At 33.6% G+C, this 14,531-nt stretch carries 22 protein-coding genes and 1 other annotated feature (1 of these 23 cut by a window edge); all 22 genes read left to right on the top strand.

The window, feature by feature from the left end:
- Positions 1 to 30: a sequence feature (ribosomal protein L20 leader region), on the top strand; it begins 81 nt to the left of the window's first position.
- A 26-nt stretch (positions 31 to 56) separates the two neighbouring features.
- A complete protein-coding gene (gene infC, locus LrDSM24759_RS02120) occupies positions 57 to 587 on the top strand; it encodes a translation initiation factor IF-3 (protein WP_117117851.1) in 531 nt (176 codons plus the stop codon).
- 18 nt (positions 588 to 605) lie between these two features.
- Positions 606 to 806, top strand: a complete 201-nt coding sequence (rpmI, locus tag LrDSM24759_RS02115) for a 50S ribosomal protein L35 (RefSeq protein WP_117117850.1) — start codon at positions 606 to 608, stop codon at positions 804 to 806.
- Positions 807 to 839: 33 nt separating this feature from the next.
- Complete coding sequence (rplT, locus tag LrDSM24759_RS02110; protein ID WP_117117849.1) at positions 840 to 1,196, top strand: 50S ribosomal protein L20; 357 nt, start codon at positions 840 to 842, stop codon at positions 1,194 to 1,196.
- Positions 1,197 to 1,395: 199 nt separating this feature from the next.
- The gene (locus tag LrDSM24759_RS02105) at positions 1,396 to 1,914 is read left to right on the top strand and encodes a YqeG family HAD IIIA-type phosphatase (RefSeq protein WP_117117848.1); all 519 of its coding nucleotides are present in this window, start codon (positions 1,396 to 1,398) and stop codon (positions 1,912 to 1,914) included.
- The gene (yqeH, locus tag LrDSM24759_RS02100; protein WP_117117847.1) at positions 1,911 to 3,026 is read left to right on the top strand and encodes a ribosome biogenesis GTPase YqeH; all 1,116 of its coding nucleotides are present in this window, start codon (positions 1,911 to 1,913) and stop codon (positions 3,024 to 3,026) included. The genes LrDSM24759_RS02105 and yqeH overlap by 4 nt, the downstream gene beginning before the upstream one ends.
- Complete coding sequence (locus LrDSM24759_RS02095; protein WP_117117846.1) at positions 3,026 to 3,655, top strand: nicotinate-nucleotide adenylyltransferase; 630 nt, start codon at positions 3,026 to 3,028, stop codon at positions 3,653 to 3,655. The genes yqeH and LrDSM24759_RS02095 overlap by 1 nt, the downstream gene beginning before the upstream one ends.
- Positions 3,648 to 4,244, top strand: a complete 597-nt coding sequence (gene yqeK / locus LrDSM24759_RS02090; RefSeq protein ID WP_117117845.1) for a bis(5'-nucleosyl)-tetraphosphatase (symmetrical) YqeK — start codon at positions 3,648 to 3,650, stop codon at positions 4,242 to 4,244. The genes LrDSM24759_RS02095 and yqeK overlap by 8 nt, the downstream gene beginning before the upstream one ends.
- Before the next feature lie 55 nt (positions 4,245 to 4,299).
- Entirely contained in the window at positions 4,300 to 4,653 is a 354-nt protein-coding gene (gene rsfS, locus LrDSM24759_RS02085) for a ribosome silencing factor (RefSeq protein ID WP_117117844.1), read from the top strand.
- Between the two features lie 9 nt (positions 4,654 to 4,662).
- Positions 4,663 to 5,823, top strand: a complete 1,161-nt coding sequence (locus tag LrDSM24759_RS02080) for a nucleotidyltransferase (RefSeq protein WP_117117843.1) — start codon at positions 4,663 to 4,665, stop codon at positions 5,821 to 5,823.
- 9 nt (positions 5,824 to 5,832) lie between these two features.
- Entirely contained in the window at positions 5,833 to 6,378 is a 546-nt protein-coding gene (locus tag LrDSM24759_RS02075) for a YceD family protein (protein WP_117117842.1), read from the top strand.
- Positions 6,379 to 6,502: 124 nt separating this feature from the next.
- Entirely contained in the window at positions 6,503 to 7,240 is a 738-nt protein-coding gene (locus tag LrDSM24759_RS02070) for a response regulator transcription factor (protein WP_117117841.1), read from the top strand.
- Positions 7,197 to 8,735: a HAMP domain-containing sensor histidine kinase gene (locus LrDSM24759_RS02065; protein ID WP_117117840.1), complete on the top strand. Its 1,539-nt coding sequence runs from the start codon at positions 7,197 to 7,199 to the stop codon at positions 8,733 to 8,735. The genes LrDSM24759_RS02070 and LrDSM24759_RS02065 overlap by 44 nt, the downstream gene beginning before the upstream one ends.
- A gap of 180 nt (positions 8,736 to 8,915) precedes the next feature.
- On the top strand, positions 8,916 to 9,329 hold the full coding sequence (locus tag LrDSM24759_RS02060) for a hypothetical protein (RefSeq protein ID WP_117117839.1): 414 nt from the start codon (positions 8,916 to 8,918) through the stop codon (positions 9,327 to 9,329).
- A complete protein-coding gene (locus LrDSM24759_RS02055; RefSeq protein ID WP_117117838.1) occupies positions 9,314 to 9,766 on the top strand; it encodes a hypothetical protein in 453 nt (150 codons plus the stop codon). The genes LrDSM24759_RS02060 and LrDSM24759_RS02055 overlap by 16 nt, the downstream gene beginning before the upstream one ends.
- 1 nt (position 9,767) lies before the next feature.
- Positions 9,768 to 11,198: a Tle-like phospholipase domain-containing protein gene (locus LrDSM24759_RS02050; protein ID WP_117117837.1), complete on the top strand. Its 1,431-nt coding sequence runs from the start codon at positions 9,768 to 9,770 to the stop codon at positions 11,196 to 11,198.
- Positions 11,195 to 11,569, top strand: coding sequence for a hypothetical protein (locus LrDSM24759_RS02045; protein ID WP_117117836.1), 375 nt, complete (start codon positions 11,195 to 11,197; stop codon positions 11,567 to 11,569). Before LrDSM24759_RS02050 ends, LrDSM24759_RS02045 begins: the two co-directional genes overlap by 4 nt.
- Positions 11,569 to 11,904 carry a hypothetical protein gene (locus tag LrDSM24759_RS02040; protein ID WP_117117835.1) on the top strand — a complete coding sequence of 112 codons (336 nt, stop codon included), beginning with the start codon at positions 11,569 to 11,571 and terminating at the stop codon, positions 11,902 to 11,904. Before LrDSM24759_RS02045 ends, LrDSM24759_RS02040 begins: the two co-directional genes overlap by 1 nt.
- Before the next feature lie 144 nt (positions 11,905 to 12,048).
- On the top strand, positions 12,049 to 12,213 hold the full coding sequence (locus LrDSM24759_RS07700) for a hypothetical protein (RefSeq protein ID WP_157964228.1): 165 nt from the start codon (positions 12,049 to 12,051) through the stop codon (positions 12,211 to 12,213).
- 596 nt (positions 12,214 to 12,809) lie between these two features.
- Positions 12,810 to 13,193 carry a hypothetical protein gene (locus LrDSM24759_RS02035; protein ID WP_117117834.1) on the top strand — a complete coding sequence of 128 codons (384 nt, stop codon included), beginning with the start codon at positions 12,810 to 12,812 and terminating at the stop codon, positions 13,191 to 13,193.
- Positions 13,183 to 13,524, top strand: coding sequence for a hypothetical protein (locus LrDSM24759_RS02030; RefSeq protein WP_117117833.1), 342 nt, complete (start codon positions 13,183 to 13,185; stop codon positions 13,522 to 13,524). Before LrDSM24759_RS02035 ends, LrDSM24759_RS02030 begins: the two co-directional genes overlap by 11 nt.
- 121 nt (positions 13,525 to 13,645) lie before the next feature.
- Positions 13,646 to 13,990: a hypothetical protein gene (locus tag LrDSM24759_RS02025; protein WP_133297778.1), complete on the top strand. Its 345-nt coding sequence runs from the start codon at positions 13,646 to 13,648 to the stop codon at positions 13,988 to 13,990.
- 59 nt (positions 13,991 to 14,049) lie between these two features.
- Positions 14,050 to 14,529 carry a hypothetical protein gene (locus tag LrDSM24759_RS02020; RefSeq protein ID WP_117117831.1) on the top strand — a complete coding sequence of 160 codons (480 nt, stop codon included), beginning with the start codon at positions 14,050 to 14,052 and terminating at the stop codon, positions 14,527 to 14,529.
- Positions 14,530 to 14,531: the final 2 nt, after the last annotated feature.

Below are 14,531 nucleotides of genomic sequence, written 5' to 3'. Positions count from 1 at the left end.
CGTTAACTTTGCCCGCTTTTTTCTTGTCCTCGAAATTAACATGGAGGTGAATACTCATTCCAAGAAATCTTATCTTGAACGAAGATATCCGTGCACGTGAAGTTCGTTTGATTGGCGAAGACGGCCAACAAGTAGGTGTTGTATCTAAGAACGAAGCGTTGAACAAGGCAGCTGATGCTGGTTTAGATTTAGTTCTTATTTCTCCAAACGCCAAGCCACCTGTTGCAAGAATTATGGATTATGGTAAATACCGATTCGAACAACAAAAGAAGGCCAAGGAAAACCGTAAGAACCAAAAGGTAATGGCTGTTAAGGAAATTCGTTTAAGTCCAACCATTGAAGGAAATGACTTCGATACCAAATTGAAGCATGTACGTAAATTCTTGGGTAAAGGTGCTAAAGTTAGAGTTTCAATTCGCTTTAGAGGCCGTGCCATTACTCACAAGGAGTTAGGTAAAGAAGTACTAGAAAAGATGGCTGATCAGGTTAGTGATATTTCAACTGTCACCACTAGACCTAAGATGGAAGGCCGTTCCATGTTTCTAATGCTTGCTCCTTTGAGTAAGAAAGACAAAAAGAAAAAGTAGTTAATTGGAGGAATAGATATGCCAAAGCAAAAGACACACCGCGCTTCAGCAAAACGTTTTAAGAGAACTGCTAATGGTGGTTTAAAGCGTCACCACGCATACACTGGACACCGTTTCCACGGTAAGACTAAGAAACAACGTCGTCATTTGAGAAAAGCTGCTATGGTTTCAAAGAGTGACTTAAAGCGCATCAAACAGATGCTTTCCCAAATGCATTAATTATTGGAAATACTTTTTGAGGAGGAATTTTAGATGCCAAGAACTAAAGGTGGAACCGTAACACGTAAACGTCGTAAGAAGATTTTAAAATTAGCCAAGGGTTACCGTGGCTCAAAGCACGTACAATTTAAAGCAGCAAGTACTCAAGTATTTGTTTCTCGTAAGTACGCATTCCGTGACCGTAAGCAAGTTAAGAGAGAATTCAGAAAGTTATGGATTGCTCGTATTAACGCTGCTGCAAGACAAAACGGTCTTTCATACAGCAAGTTAATGCACGGCTTAAAACTTGCTGGTGTTGATATGAACCGTAAGATGTTAGCTGATATTGCTTACAACGACGAAAAGGCTTTTGCAGAATTAGCAGAAACTGCTAAGAAAGCTTTAGCTTAATTAAATTAAGTATTTAAAAAAGATCGAATCAAGTGATTCGGTCTTTTTACTTACGCTTTTTTTGCAACTCTTTTAATAATTTAACTAACAATTTTTTATTGTAAAACATTTTGATTTTTCTTTAATAGCAACCGCAAAAATTTCTCTAAATGACGCAATTTTGGTATATTATATATGAGAAAAAATCGGAGAATTTTAGATGTTATTTAGACCTCGTTATACAATAGATACAATTTATAATTTAGATCCTCAGACATTAAATAAAATGGGGATAAAGGCCGTCTTTAGTGACTTAGATAATACCTTACTTGCTTGGAATAAAGCTGATTCAGCCCAAGAAATGCAAGAATTAAATCAGCGTTTAAAAGATGCTGGCATTAGATTGGTTGTTATTTCTAATAATAATGCTGAACGGATTGGAAGAGTCTTAAAGCCTTTAGGTATTGATTTTATTGCTAAAGCCCGGAAGCCTTTACCAACGGGTATTAATGAAGAAGTTAAAAAGTTAGGCTTGAAGAAGAATCAAGTTTTAATGGTTGGTGATCAGTTAATTACTGATATTCAAGCTGGTAATTTAGCCGGTGTAGCAACGGTTTTAGTGAAACCTTTAGTGCAAACCGATAAATGGAATACCCGAATTAATCGATTTTTTGAAAAAGGAATCTATTTCTTTTTAAATATGAAAAAGCCTGTAACTTTTGGAGAGAAACTAAAATGAGTAATGAAGAAGAATTACGTTGTATTGGTTGTGGTAGTGTCTTGCAAGATCAAGATCCTAAAAAATCAGGATACTTACCAGCTTCAGCCTTAAAAAAGGCAATGGAAGAAGAAAATGCAGAAGTTTATTGTCAAAGGTGCTTCCGTTTGCGCCACTATAATGAGATTATGCCAGTGGAAGAGAATAATGATGATTTTTTGGCATTATTAAATTCAATTTCTGAAAAAAAGGCGCTAGTAGTTAATGTTGTTGACCTTTTTGACTTTAGTAATTCCTTAATTACTTCACTAAAACGCTTTATTGGGAACAATGAATATATTTTAGTTGGTAATAAGGTTGATCTTTTCCCGAAAAATACTAAGGAATCAAAGGTCAAAGACTGGATGCGCCAAGAGGCTAATCGCAATGGTTTACGTCCAGAAAAGATTTTCTTAGTTAGTGCTGCAAAAAAGAAAAATCTCGATGCCCTAATTGATTTTATTGCCCAAGAAGGAAAAAATAAGGATGTCTACTTTGTTGGAACTACTAATGTGGGGAAATCGACTTTAATTAATGCTATTCTTTCAGCACGTAGTGATTTGAAAGATTTAATTACGACTTCTAAATTCCCAGGGACTACCCTTGATGAAATTAAGATTCCGCTGGATAATGGTCACTATTTAATTGATACTCCGGGAATTCTAAGTAAGAAGCAACTGGCTAGTCATTTAAGTGGTAAAGAACTAGAAGTAGTGGAACCTAAGAAACCGTTAAAACCTGCTACTTATCAATTACTTCCTGGTCAAACTATCTTTTTGGCTGGATTGGGACGCTTTGATTATGTTGATGGACCATCAGCCGGCTTTACAATTTATGTAGCACGTGATCTTTACTTACACCGTACCAAGACCGAAAATGCAGATGAATTTTACAAGAAGCATAAGGATGATCTTTTATTGCCGCCAAGTAAAGCAGATGATCTTGGTCCCCTCAAAGGACAAACGTTTAGACCTCACCAAAAGAGTGACATATTATTTGGTGGAGTAGGCTTCATTACTGTCCCTAAAGATGTAGTTGTTAAGGCATATACGCCTGATGGAATTGGATTAGGAATTAGAAGAGCGTTGATTTAATGAATTGCGTTGTTGAAGAAAAAACACAAGTACAATTTAAGCCCATTGCTACTTCGGCAATGAAAATTGGAATTATGGGAGGAACTTTTAATCCAGTTCACCAAGCCCACTTAGCGATGGCTGAACAAGTGCGCAAGAAATTGCACTTAGATCAAATTTGGTTTATTCCCGATAATATTCCTCCCCATAAAGAACTAGCTAATGAGGTTAGTGCTAAAGATCGGGTGGCAATGCTTGAATTAGCTACGCATGGCAATCAATACTTTCGTGTTAAACTTTTCGAGATTATGCGCGGTGGAGTTTCTTATACGGTGGAAACTTTGCGTCAGCTTAAAAAATATGCTCCTAAGAATCAGTATTATTTGATTATGGGCACTGATCAAGTGAATAATTTTGAAAAATGGCGTGACCCTGATGAAATTGCAAAGTTAGTGACACTAGTTGGTGTTAAAAGACCTAATTATCAGGCTGAAACAACAAAATATCCGATTGTCTGGGTTGATGCTCCGATGATGGATATTTCTTCTACGCAAATAAGAAAAACAATTGCTGATGGTGGTTCGATTCGTTATTTAGTACCTGAAGCAGTAAGACTATATATTGATTCAAGAGGCTTGTATCGTGAGTAAGCTTAATTTTAAAAATACTTTTTCACCACTTAGTTCAGAAGAACTTGTAGCACGTGAAAAAGCTAAGATGGATGATAAACGTTTTCAACATTGTATTGGAGTAAGTGAAACAAGTCGTAAATTAGCTGAGTTAAATAATTACGATCCTGATAAAGCTGCTTTAGCTGGCTTTATTCATGATTATGCTAAGCAAATTCCTAATGAAAAGTTTATTGAAGTAATTAAAAAACAAGGATTTGATCAAGATCTACTTAACTATAACCGTGCAATTTGGCATGGTATCGTTGGGACTTACTTTATTGAAACTGAATTAAAGATTACCGATCCAGAAATTCTTACTGCTATCCGGCGTCACACTACGGCAGATACAGAAATGACAACCTTAGATAAAATTGTCTTTGTAGCTGATTTTATTGAGCCTCACCGTGATTTCCCCGGAGTAGAGGAGGCACGTAAAGTGGCCTTTGCCAATTTGGATCAAGGTGTTGGTTATGAATTAGCTCATACATTAGATTTTTTAGTAAAAAACCGTCAAAAAATTTATCCCAAGACTTTGGCCGCATATAATGTCTGGTCAATAAAAAAATAAAATTAAAACTTAATAAATAAGCTGAACAATTAAGATAGAAATTCGAGGTAAAAATTTGGAAGCAAAACAATTATTAGATTTAACTATTGAAGCCATTGATGAAAGACATGGTGAAGATATTGAAGCTTATGATATGGCAGGTCAAAGTATTTTGGCTGATTACTATGTGATTACTAGTGCTGGTTCTAATAGGCAATTACATGCAATTGTTAATGCAATTGTGGACAAAATTCATGAACATGGTCAAGATGATTACCGCATTGAAGGGAACCGTGATTCTAACTGGCTCTTAATTGATATGGGTGATGTCATAGTGAATGTCTTTACTGAAGATGCTCGTGATTTTTATGGCTTAGAAAAATTATGGCGTAACGGTAAAAAGCTTGAACTAGATTTAGATGAAGACTAATAGGTAAGAATGAGTACAGTAGGTATTATTGCTGAATATAATCCACTACATAGTGGGCACGATTTTTTGATGAACCAAGCTAGGATAGTAGCCAAAAATGATCCGATTATTGTGGTGATGTCAGGAAATTATGTGCAACGCGGACAAATGGCAATTATGGATAAATGGCACCGTGCTCAAGCAGCCTTACAATCAGGTGCTGATTTAGTTTTAGAATTACCTTTTTCTTTTGCCGTGCAACCAGCAGATATTTTCGCTGAGGGTGGAGTTGAAATCTTAAGTAAGTTAGGGGCAAAAACTCTAGTTTTTGGAGTCGAAGATGCTAATTTAAATTTGGATTATTTAGCCAAAAAGATTAGCCAAATTCCTCAGGAAAGTTTAAATTTTCGTGATTATACTCAAACTTATGCTACCCAATATAATCAATTAGTTGCACGAGAAGTTGGGCAAGAGGTTAATCAGCCCAACTTAATGCTAGCAATTGCTTATGCTGTAGCTAACTTGAATTTAGGTCATCCGCTAGACTTACATCCGATCATGCGGATTGGAAGTGGTCATGATGATCCCTTGATTACCGAAAAGGTAATTTCATCAGCAACGGGAATTCGAAATTATGTATTAGAGCATCAAGATCACGATTTACAGGCTTTAAAAAACTTTTTACCTAAAACTGAATTAGCGCAATTATCGGCGCAAAAGGTTTACCCGAATTGGAATATTCTCTATAACTTTTTAAAGTATCGTCTGGAAAGTGCTTCAGTCACCGAATTAGGCACAATTTATCAAATGAGTGAAGGCCTAGAATATAAGATGAAAGAAGAAATTCACGATGCTACTAATTTTACTGACTTTTTACGTCGTATTAAGTCTAAACGCTATACCTATGCGCGTTTGCGACGCTTAAGTCTTTATAGCTTATTAAATATTAAAGATGAGGATATGCGTGCTTCGCAAAAAGATGTCTCAACTTTATTACTGGGTTATACGCAGCGCGGTCGTAATTATCTCAAAAAGTTACGTAAAGATAGTGAGATTCCAATCATTTCAAAAGTAGATAAGAAAAATAGCAGTCAAGGTACTTTAGGCTTACAAGTTAAAGTTGATCGCTTTTATGAACAAATTATTGGTCAAGATCAGAATTTTGGTCGCAGACCACTTGAAGTGAAATGAGGTTAAATAATGTTAAAATATTCTTTTTCACAAATAAAAAATGATCGTAGTCCCTTAGTTGAAGTGGATGAAGATGTCGAATTAAGACCGGAATTTTTTGAAAGAAGTAAAAATTTAATTATTGATGCTAAAAATGTTCATGTAAAAGGACAATTCTTTTATGATGAACCATTTGTTACTGGTAATTTTACCGTTACTGCTGATGTAGTTGCACCTTCAACTAGAAGTCTAGCACCAGTATCCATGCATCAAGATTTTAACTTTACAGAAAATTACAGTGAAGTAAAACCAACTCCAGAACAACTTGAAGATGAGGAAACAATTATTCAAGTAAAGGATGATCAAATTGATCTCCAAACAGCAATTGAAGATAACTTACTATTGAGTTTACCTTCCGTTGTATTAACTAAAGATGAAGATGAAAAGGAAATTTATCCTGAGGGACAAGGCTGGAAAGTTGTTTCAGAGACAGAACATGAAAATGAAGCTAAAGAAAAAGTCAATCCAGCCTTCGCTTCACTTAAACATCTATTTGATGATGAAAACAAAAAATAACTTGCAATAATCTAGTGAAAAACTTACTATTAAATTATTCATAAAAAAGCACTAGAATTATTTAAGTGAAATATAATAATTGTGATATTGTTTTAAATCACAAAGATGGGATAGGTTAACTAGCATGAGCAAGATTTTAATTATTGAAGATGAAAAAAACTTAGCAAGATTTGTTGAGTTGGAACTTCAACATGAAAAATACGAAACGACTGTTGAATCTAATGGTCGTAAAGGATTAGATGCTGCCTTAAATGAAGATTATGATGCTATTCTTTTAGACTTAATGTTACCAGAACTTAATGGTCTAGAAATTGCTCGGCGTGTGCGTCAAGAAAAGACGACACCAATCATTATGATGACTGCACGTGATTCAGTAATCGATCGTGTTTCTGGACTCGATCATGGTGCAGATGATTATATTGTCAAACCATTTGCCATTGAGGAATTATTGGCACGTTTACGTGCAGTCCTTCGTCGCGTTCAAATTGAAAAGAAGGCAGTCGATGACACAATGGGTGTGCAAAAGGTAGTTCACTTTAATGATCTAACTATTGAGACGGCTAATCGAATTGTTCATCGTGGTGATAAGACCGTTGACCTAACTAAACGTGAATACAACTTATTAATGACTTTGATTGAAAATAAAAATAATGTTGTAACTCGTGAACAATTATTAAATAAAATTTGGGGACCAGATTCTAAAATTGAAACCAATGTGGTTGAAGTTTATGTACGTTACTTGCGTAATAAGATCGATGTTCCCGGTCAACCTTCCTATATCAAAACAGTTCGTGGTACCGGTTATATGGTAAGAGCGGATGAAAATGATGAACAAAAACAAAATGAAGCAGAAGACGAATAAAAACAAAAAAGAGACCAGACAGTCATCATTAACTTTTAAATGGGTTAGTGCGGTGGCTGCAATTATTACGGTCTCTTTTGTTATATTTTCAATTATTATTTATTCCGTTGTTAAACGGCAATTGATTGAACAAGAAGCACGAGTTAGCAATAACATTGTGCAGACATTTAATGATCGGTTAAATAATATTCCTGGTAAACTAACAATTTCAAATGTGGTGCCACGGCTTTCGCCCAATACTCAACGTCTGTTAGAGGGGAAAACTACCAAAGAAAATGATCAAACACGTCAGCATTTTAATGATGATGTGATTGCCTCTTTAGCTAACCGAGAAATGACCGTTATTATTTATGATCCTAGTGGTTCTGTTGTATTTTCAAATGGTAATACTGATACAGCCATGAAAATGCCAAAGATTGGTAAAAATGATCAGCAAACGATTGTTGATCAAAACCACCGCTTACATTTAATTGATTCACAACCAATTCGTTCGGAAAGCAGCGGTAAATTAACTGGGTATATTGTTGTTGATAATTCTTTGTCACGCGTCAATGATATTCTTCGTTCTTTGCGTTTATGGATGGCGACGATTTCAATCGTAGGAATTATTCTATTTAGTTTATTTGCCTTCTTTATTGTTAATAACGTTGTAAAACCAGTTAAGCAAATGTCTAAAATTTCTCGGGCGGTTAATAATGATCCTAATAGTCAAGAACGAATGCCTGTTTTGAAGCGCAATGATGAATTGGGTGAATTAGTGCAAAACTTTAATCAAATGCTCGATCGGATGCAGGCTTATATTCAGCAGCAAAAACAATTTGTAGGGGATGTTTCTCATGAATTGCGTACCCCAGTTGCAGTAGTGCAAGGGCACTTGAATTTACTTGAACGCTGGGGAAAGGATGATCCAGAAGTATTAGAAGAATCAATCGAGGCCTCATTACAAGAAATTAATCGAATGAAGCACTTGATTCAGGAAATGCTTGATTTAACTCGGGCAGAACAAATAGATGTTCAATTCCCTAATGAAGTTACTAACGTTAATGAGGTGCTTAACCGGACAATTAGCGACATGCGGATGATTCATCAGGATTTTGTTATTACTTATAACGATGCCCTAAAGCCAGATACAATGATTAAAATGTATCGCAACCATTTAGAGCAAGTGCTAATTATTTTGATGGATAATGCTATGAAATATTCAACTGATCGTAAAGAGTTAATTGTTGATGCATCTACTGAAGAAGATAAAGTAGAAATTATTGTACAGGATTTTGGTGAAGGTATTTCGCCTGAAGAACAAAAGAAGATCTTTAACCGTTTCTATCGTGTTGATAAGGCGAGAACTCGTGAAAAGGGTGGTAATGGACTTGGTCTTTCAATTGCCCAAAAATTAGTCGAAAGTTATCATGGTAAAATTAGTGTAATTTCAGAATTAGGTTCGGGAAGCAAGTTTAAAATAGAATTTCCACTTTTAAAAGATGAGGAAGATTAGTTTAAAGTCAGTATTCAATTAGAATACTGACTTTTTTGTTGCATAAATTATGGTAATCACTAAAGCACTCTATGGTAGTATTCTTTAAAATGATACAATAACACAAGTTATATATTTAGGAGGATAAATCAGTGAAAAACCTTTTAGGTCGAAGGAAAATAAAAAGCTGTGAGAAGGAAAATGAAGAATAAAAAGCACAAGAAAACTATCAAACACGTATTTTTTGGATTGTTAATTGGTGTAGTTACGTTAATAGGAGTCTGGCAATTATTAGCGTTTCAAACAAGAATTCAACAAGCACAGCAACGAGAGAAAGTAGCTTTATGGTGCGTGCAGAATCTGAAGGGACCGAAGATTAAAGAAATAAAGGTAGGAAAGCTTGTCAAGCATGGATTAGATGGTACTGGTGGAGCATCAATAGATGTGCAAATTAATGATAAACAACGCAATATTATTGTGTTGACCGTTGATAGTGGAGATTTAGAACCATCTGGAGGAGCCTTTGATGAAAAAAGTGAATATATTTTAGTCCAAAAGCCCTATAAAAATAAGAATCTTAATGGAATAAAAGTAGAAGAATGGAAGGAGAATTAAAAGCTATGAGTAGGAAGAATGAAAATAAAAAGAGTAAAAAAACTATAAAATATGTATTTCTTGGATTGTTAATTGGTGTAGTTACGTTAATAGGAATCTGGCAATTATTAGCATTTCAAACAAGAATTCAGCAACAACAGCAACGAGAAAGGATTGCACTATGGTGTGTACAACATTTTTCTGGTAAAAAGCCTATCAGAAATATAAAAGTTGGTCGAATAAGGATTAATGGAATTGGAGGAAGTGCTGGTAAAAGTACTTCAGTCATTATAAATAATAAAGATGTGAATAGATTAGAAGGAATGGGATTAAATGATGATGGAGAACCTGATGGAAGTTTTATTTATAATGATCAAATTGAATATACCTACCATAGTAAAAAAAATACGTGTGCAACTCTAAGAGGGGTAAAAGTAGAAGAATGGAGGAATAATTAGAATGAGAGCAAATAAAATAAAGGATTTTAATATAATTTCTAATGAAGTATACAGGGTTGATCCAAAAAAGGAAAATAAATATGTAGTTAATAATAATTTTCACCCCAAGAATATTTCTCAAACTTACAAAATTCTCGACATCTCTCGCAACGGTACATATGGTCCCCATCAAAAATATGGCGCAAAAAATGGGATGCAGGCAATGACAGTAGCTCCAGTAAATAGGAATGGTAAAGTAGATTATAGCCATATTACAATTGCTTATGCTGGTACCAATTTCGGAGATATACAAGATGATGGTACGGATTGGAACAATGTCATCATAGGAAAAAAGTATAAGAATAGCCAATTTGATACAGCTTATGGCTACGCCAAATATATCAAAAAGAAATTTGCTAAAACTAAATTAAATGATAAGGGAGCTTATAACCCTAAGTTAACTTTTACAGGATATTCGCTTGGAGGTTCTTTAGCCTTAACTATTGGAGTAAAAATGAAAGCGCCAGCTGTGACCTTTAATGGTCCTGTTCCAGCTAACCAGATGTCTAAAAAGGAAATAAAGTTCCTTCAAACTCATCCTACAATGTATCAAAATTATCTAAATAGCTCAGATTTTATTGGAAATTACAATAATACTTATGGATTAAATAAAGTTACAGGAGATTTCCAACATATTTATGATAATGATCAAATTTTATCTCATCTTATGTTTATGAATAAGATAAATAACAATGACATTAATTGGGCACAAACAATTAGAGATACATATTCTGCACCACTTCGTATGTTCATTGGAGGAGGACCAGGATATGTCTATTTGAAAAATGGTAAAGCGCTCAATAGTCCTTTCTCATTATATGATTACGTTCTTCGCAATCATGGGGTAGAATCATGGTTCAATGATAATAATTATATTAGGACAGCCAATATCAAAATTAATATACCTAAAAACCAATCAACTTTTGAAAATACAAGTTATCAAATTGATAAAGCTTTAAATGATCATCTTGTTGCAATAGTGAATCAATTTGGTGGTGCAGGAACTGGAAATGAAGGAGAAATATATTTAGATTCTCTAAGTGCCCTTGCAGTTAAGGATGCCATTCAGGAACATGCCCAGGCTGGAATTAAAGCTATAAAACAAGAGAAGCAAAAAACTAGTCGCTCTCTTAAAAATAATTGGACTAAAACCCATGAGGCCGCAACTGCTATTGGCCAAGTTTTGACTGCAAGTGAAATTGCTGAAGCGCTCGCCACAGTAAAAGCAGACAAAAATAGTATTTACACTAACCTAGATGATAAGTTAGCAAGTAAAGTCAAAGGTATTTCTCAATTATCACAAGATTTTGATGATTTTAGTGACAAAATGACAGAACGAATTGATAAAAGAATTGGCGATGATGGAGAATTAGCAAGGAAATTTGGACTATGAAAGAAGAGCAGAAGAGAGAATTAATCAAAGATATTAGGAGCAAACAAGAACAATTAGAAGATGAATTTTATACAAAACGTAGAGAGTTCAATGAAAAATTGGCCTTATTTAACCAGACAAATAGACAGCTTGGACAGTTTTATCAAGAAACTAACGCTAAAGTGAACTTGGTTTTAAAGAAAATGGATTCTGCTCCTGAATATTATTCCAAGGCTGAAAAATTAAATAGTCAGTTGCAAGAAATGACTAATGATATTTATCAAAGAGAACAACGTTCATTAGTTAATAATTGGGAAGAATATGAGCATAGTTATCGTCGACAAAAAATCAATTTAGAAGACAAGCTAAGTAAATTACAGATGGAGAAGTAATGATTATTAATATAAACGATATAGCTGCCAAAACTAGTGAGCTTTTTAATGTATTGAGTAAGGGACAATTTGATTCAGTTGCAGCCATCAAACAAGAAATTGAAAAAATGACAGAACTGATGAATATTATGAATACAGTTGGGCCTAGTGGAGCATCTAAAGCAAGTCAAATTTATAATACAGGCTCTAATAATATCAATTCCTTGGCTACTGAAGTGCAAGAGGACATAGAAAGAGATATTGAAGCAGTTAATAATGCAATTAAAGGAGAAATGGCAAAAGGAGTAGTTGATGCAGCTACGAAGTTAAATAAGCAATTTGATCAGTTTAAATAAAATGAAAAAGAAGCTAAAAAAGAGAGGCAAAAGATTGCTCTGTGGGTAGTAAAAAATATAGAGGGTCCTAAGCCTATAAAAGAACTAAAAATTAGTGCAATAAGTAAGAATGGAATAGGTGGTACAGAAGGAAGTAGTGTTAGCGTGGAAATTAACAATCAAGAAAAAAATACTTTTATCTTCCTTGTTAATGAGAATGTACCTATTTCTGAGGTAGCTTATTCAGCTCCAAATTGTGAATATAAAATTTTACAACATAAAAATAAGAATAAAAATCTTAAGGGAATAAATATAGAAGAATGGAGCTAAAAAGTGAATAGCTTAAAAGATGCTAACTTCTGCCCAAAGAATTGAGAAGATAGTTGGGTATGATCAAGAATTAACTGATTGGTTTAAAGATTAGGGTTAAAAATAGATCATTGTTAGTTAAACAAAATAATTTAATTGAGTTATGTCCTCAATTTAAAAATGATATACTTAATATGTAATAAGTTAGAAGGTCTAAATTTCAATAGACTCAAAAAGCATTACCTAATCGCGACAAAAGGTAATGCTTTTTTAATACTTAAATTAACGATCAAGTATTGAGGTTAGAATAAAAGCGACTATTAATGTCTCTTGTTATGAAATTTGATTCATTGATTTCTTTAGTTGGTTAAATAATTGTAATGATGATTAATAGTTAATAAGTTAGTTTTAAAGATTTAGGTAATAATAAAGCAGTATTCTATATACGCAAATAGAATACTGCTTTTTTTGTAGTTTAAATATAAAATTAAAATTACTATATTTAAAAATGATATAATTACACCAGTTATTTTTTGGAGGAATAATATAGAAAGTTCAGAACCAATTAAAAAGTTAAAAGTTGGTGATGATGGTAAACTAACAAGGAAATTTGGACTATGAAAGAAGAAAAGCAAGACGAATTAAAGCGCAAGATAAAGTTAAAACAAGAAGAACTTGAAGATGAATATTATGCCAAACGTAAAGAATTTAGTGAAAAATTAGATTTATTTAGTCAAACAAACCATGATCTTAGCCAAATGTATAATGAACTAAATTTTAATGCACACCAGGCTTTAAAAGAAATGCAGTCAGAACCAGAATACTTCACAAGTGCTGAACAGATAAATCAACAATTGCAAAGCATGAACTATGAAGTTTATCAGACTAAAAGAAGAAAGTTGCTTAATGAATGGGAAGAATATGAAGAAGATTATCGAAAGCAAAAACGAAATTTAGAGGATGATCTAGATAGCATAAGGAGAATGAAAGATGGATATTAATTTTATTTTTGAAAAAATAGGAAGTTTAACAGGGCAATTATATGATGCGTTAAATCTTAAGCAATGGGGAGTGGCTGAAGACATAAGAAAAGAAATAGAAAAGGCATCAGAAATACTAACTATTATAAAAAGCGTTGGCCCGGCTGGAAGAAGTATAAAAAATGATATTTATCACACTACGCTAGATAGGGTGAAGTCACTAGCGACTGAAACTCAAGAAGATATTCAAGTAGATATTGATGCAGTAGATGGTGCCATTAAAGGAGAAATGGCCAAGGGAGTAGTTGATGCAGCTACGAAGTTAAATAAGGAATTTGATCAGTTTAAATAAAATGAAGAAGATTACAAAACGAATACTAATAATTTTAGGAATAATAATAGGAGTAACTGGGTTAACAACAGTCAGTGTACAAACTACTAATAAAATTATTGAAAATAGGAAATCTAAAAAGATGGAAGAAGCTAAAGAAAAGAAAATTAAAGAAGAGAAAGAAGCTAAAAAAGAGAGAGAAAAGATAGCTCTGTGGTGCGTGCAGAATTTAAAGGGCCCAGAGATTAAAGAAATAAAAGTGGGAAAACTTACAAAATATGGTTTAGATGGAACGGGAGGCGCATCAATTGATGTACAAATTAATAATGAAAAACAAAATACTATTGTACTCGACCTGGATGGCTTAGAAAAGAATAGTAGTCCAACAGGAGGAGGTTTTGCTCCAAAATGTGAATATACATTTACACAAAAGTCCAATAATAATACCTTAGATGGAGTAAAGGTGAAAGAATGGAAGGGACATTAAAATGGAGTTAAACAATCTCAATTTACAACAGCTCACAGTAGTATTAAGTAAATAATTGAATGAATTTAAATAAAATGAAGAAGAAAAATATTTTAATTGTTGTAGGAATTATTTTAGGTATTAGTGCAGCAACATTTATAAGTGTAAAAGTTAATCAAAAAATTAGAGAAGTAAGAGTTGAAAGAGCAGAAAAAATGGAAAAAGAAAGAAAAGAAGAAAAAATTAAGAAAGAAGAAAAAGCTGAGAAGGAACGTCGAAGGATAGCTCTGTGGTGCGTACAAAATCTAGAAGGCCCAAAAATTAAAGAAATAAAAGTTGGCCCAGTAACAAAACTTGGCATAGCAGGAACTGGAGGAACTTCAATAGATGTAGAAATCAATAATATGAAGAAAAATAGTATTTCATTTATCGTTGATAGTGAAGATTTAGTTCCTAAAGCAGGAACTTTTGATCCGCATAGTGAATACGATTTTACTAAAAAAACAGATAAGAGTAAAAATTTAAAGGGTATAAAAGTAGAGGAATGGAAGGAAAATTAGTG

The sequence above is a fragment of the Lactobacillus rodentium genome, assembly GCF_003423665.1.
Classification (GTDB): domain Bacteria; phylum Bacillota; class Bacilli; order Lactobacillales; family Lactobacillaceae; genus Lactobacillus; species Lactobacillus rodentium.
Note: the sequence above shows the minus strand (reverse complement) of the source record. Positions and strands in the feature narration are given on the sequence as shown.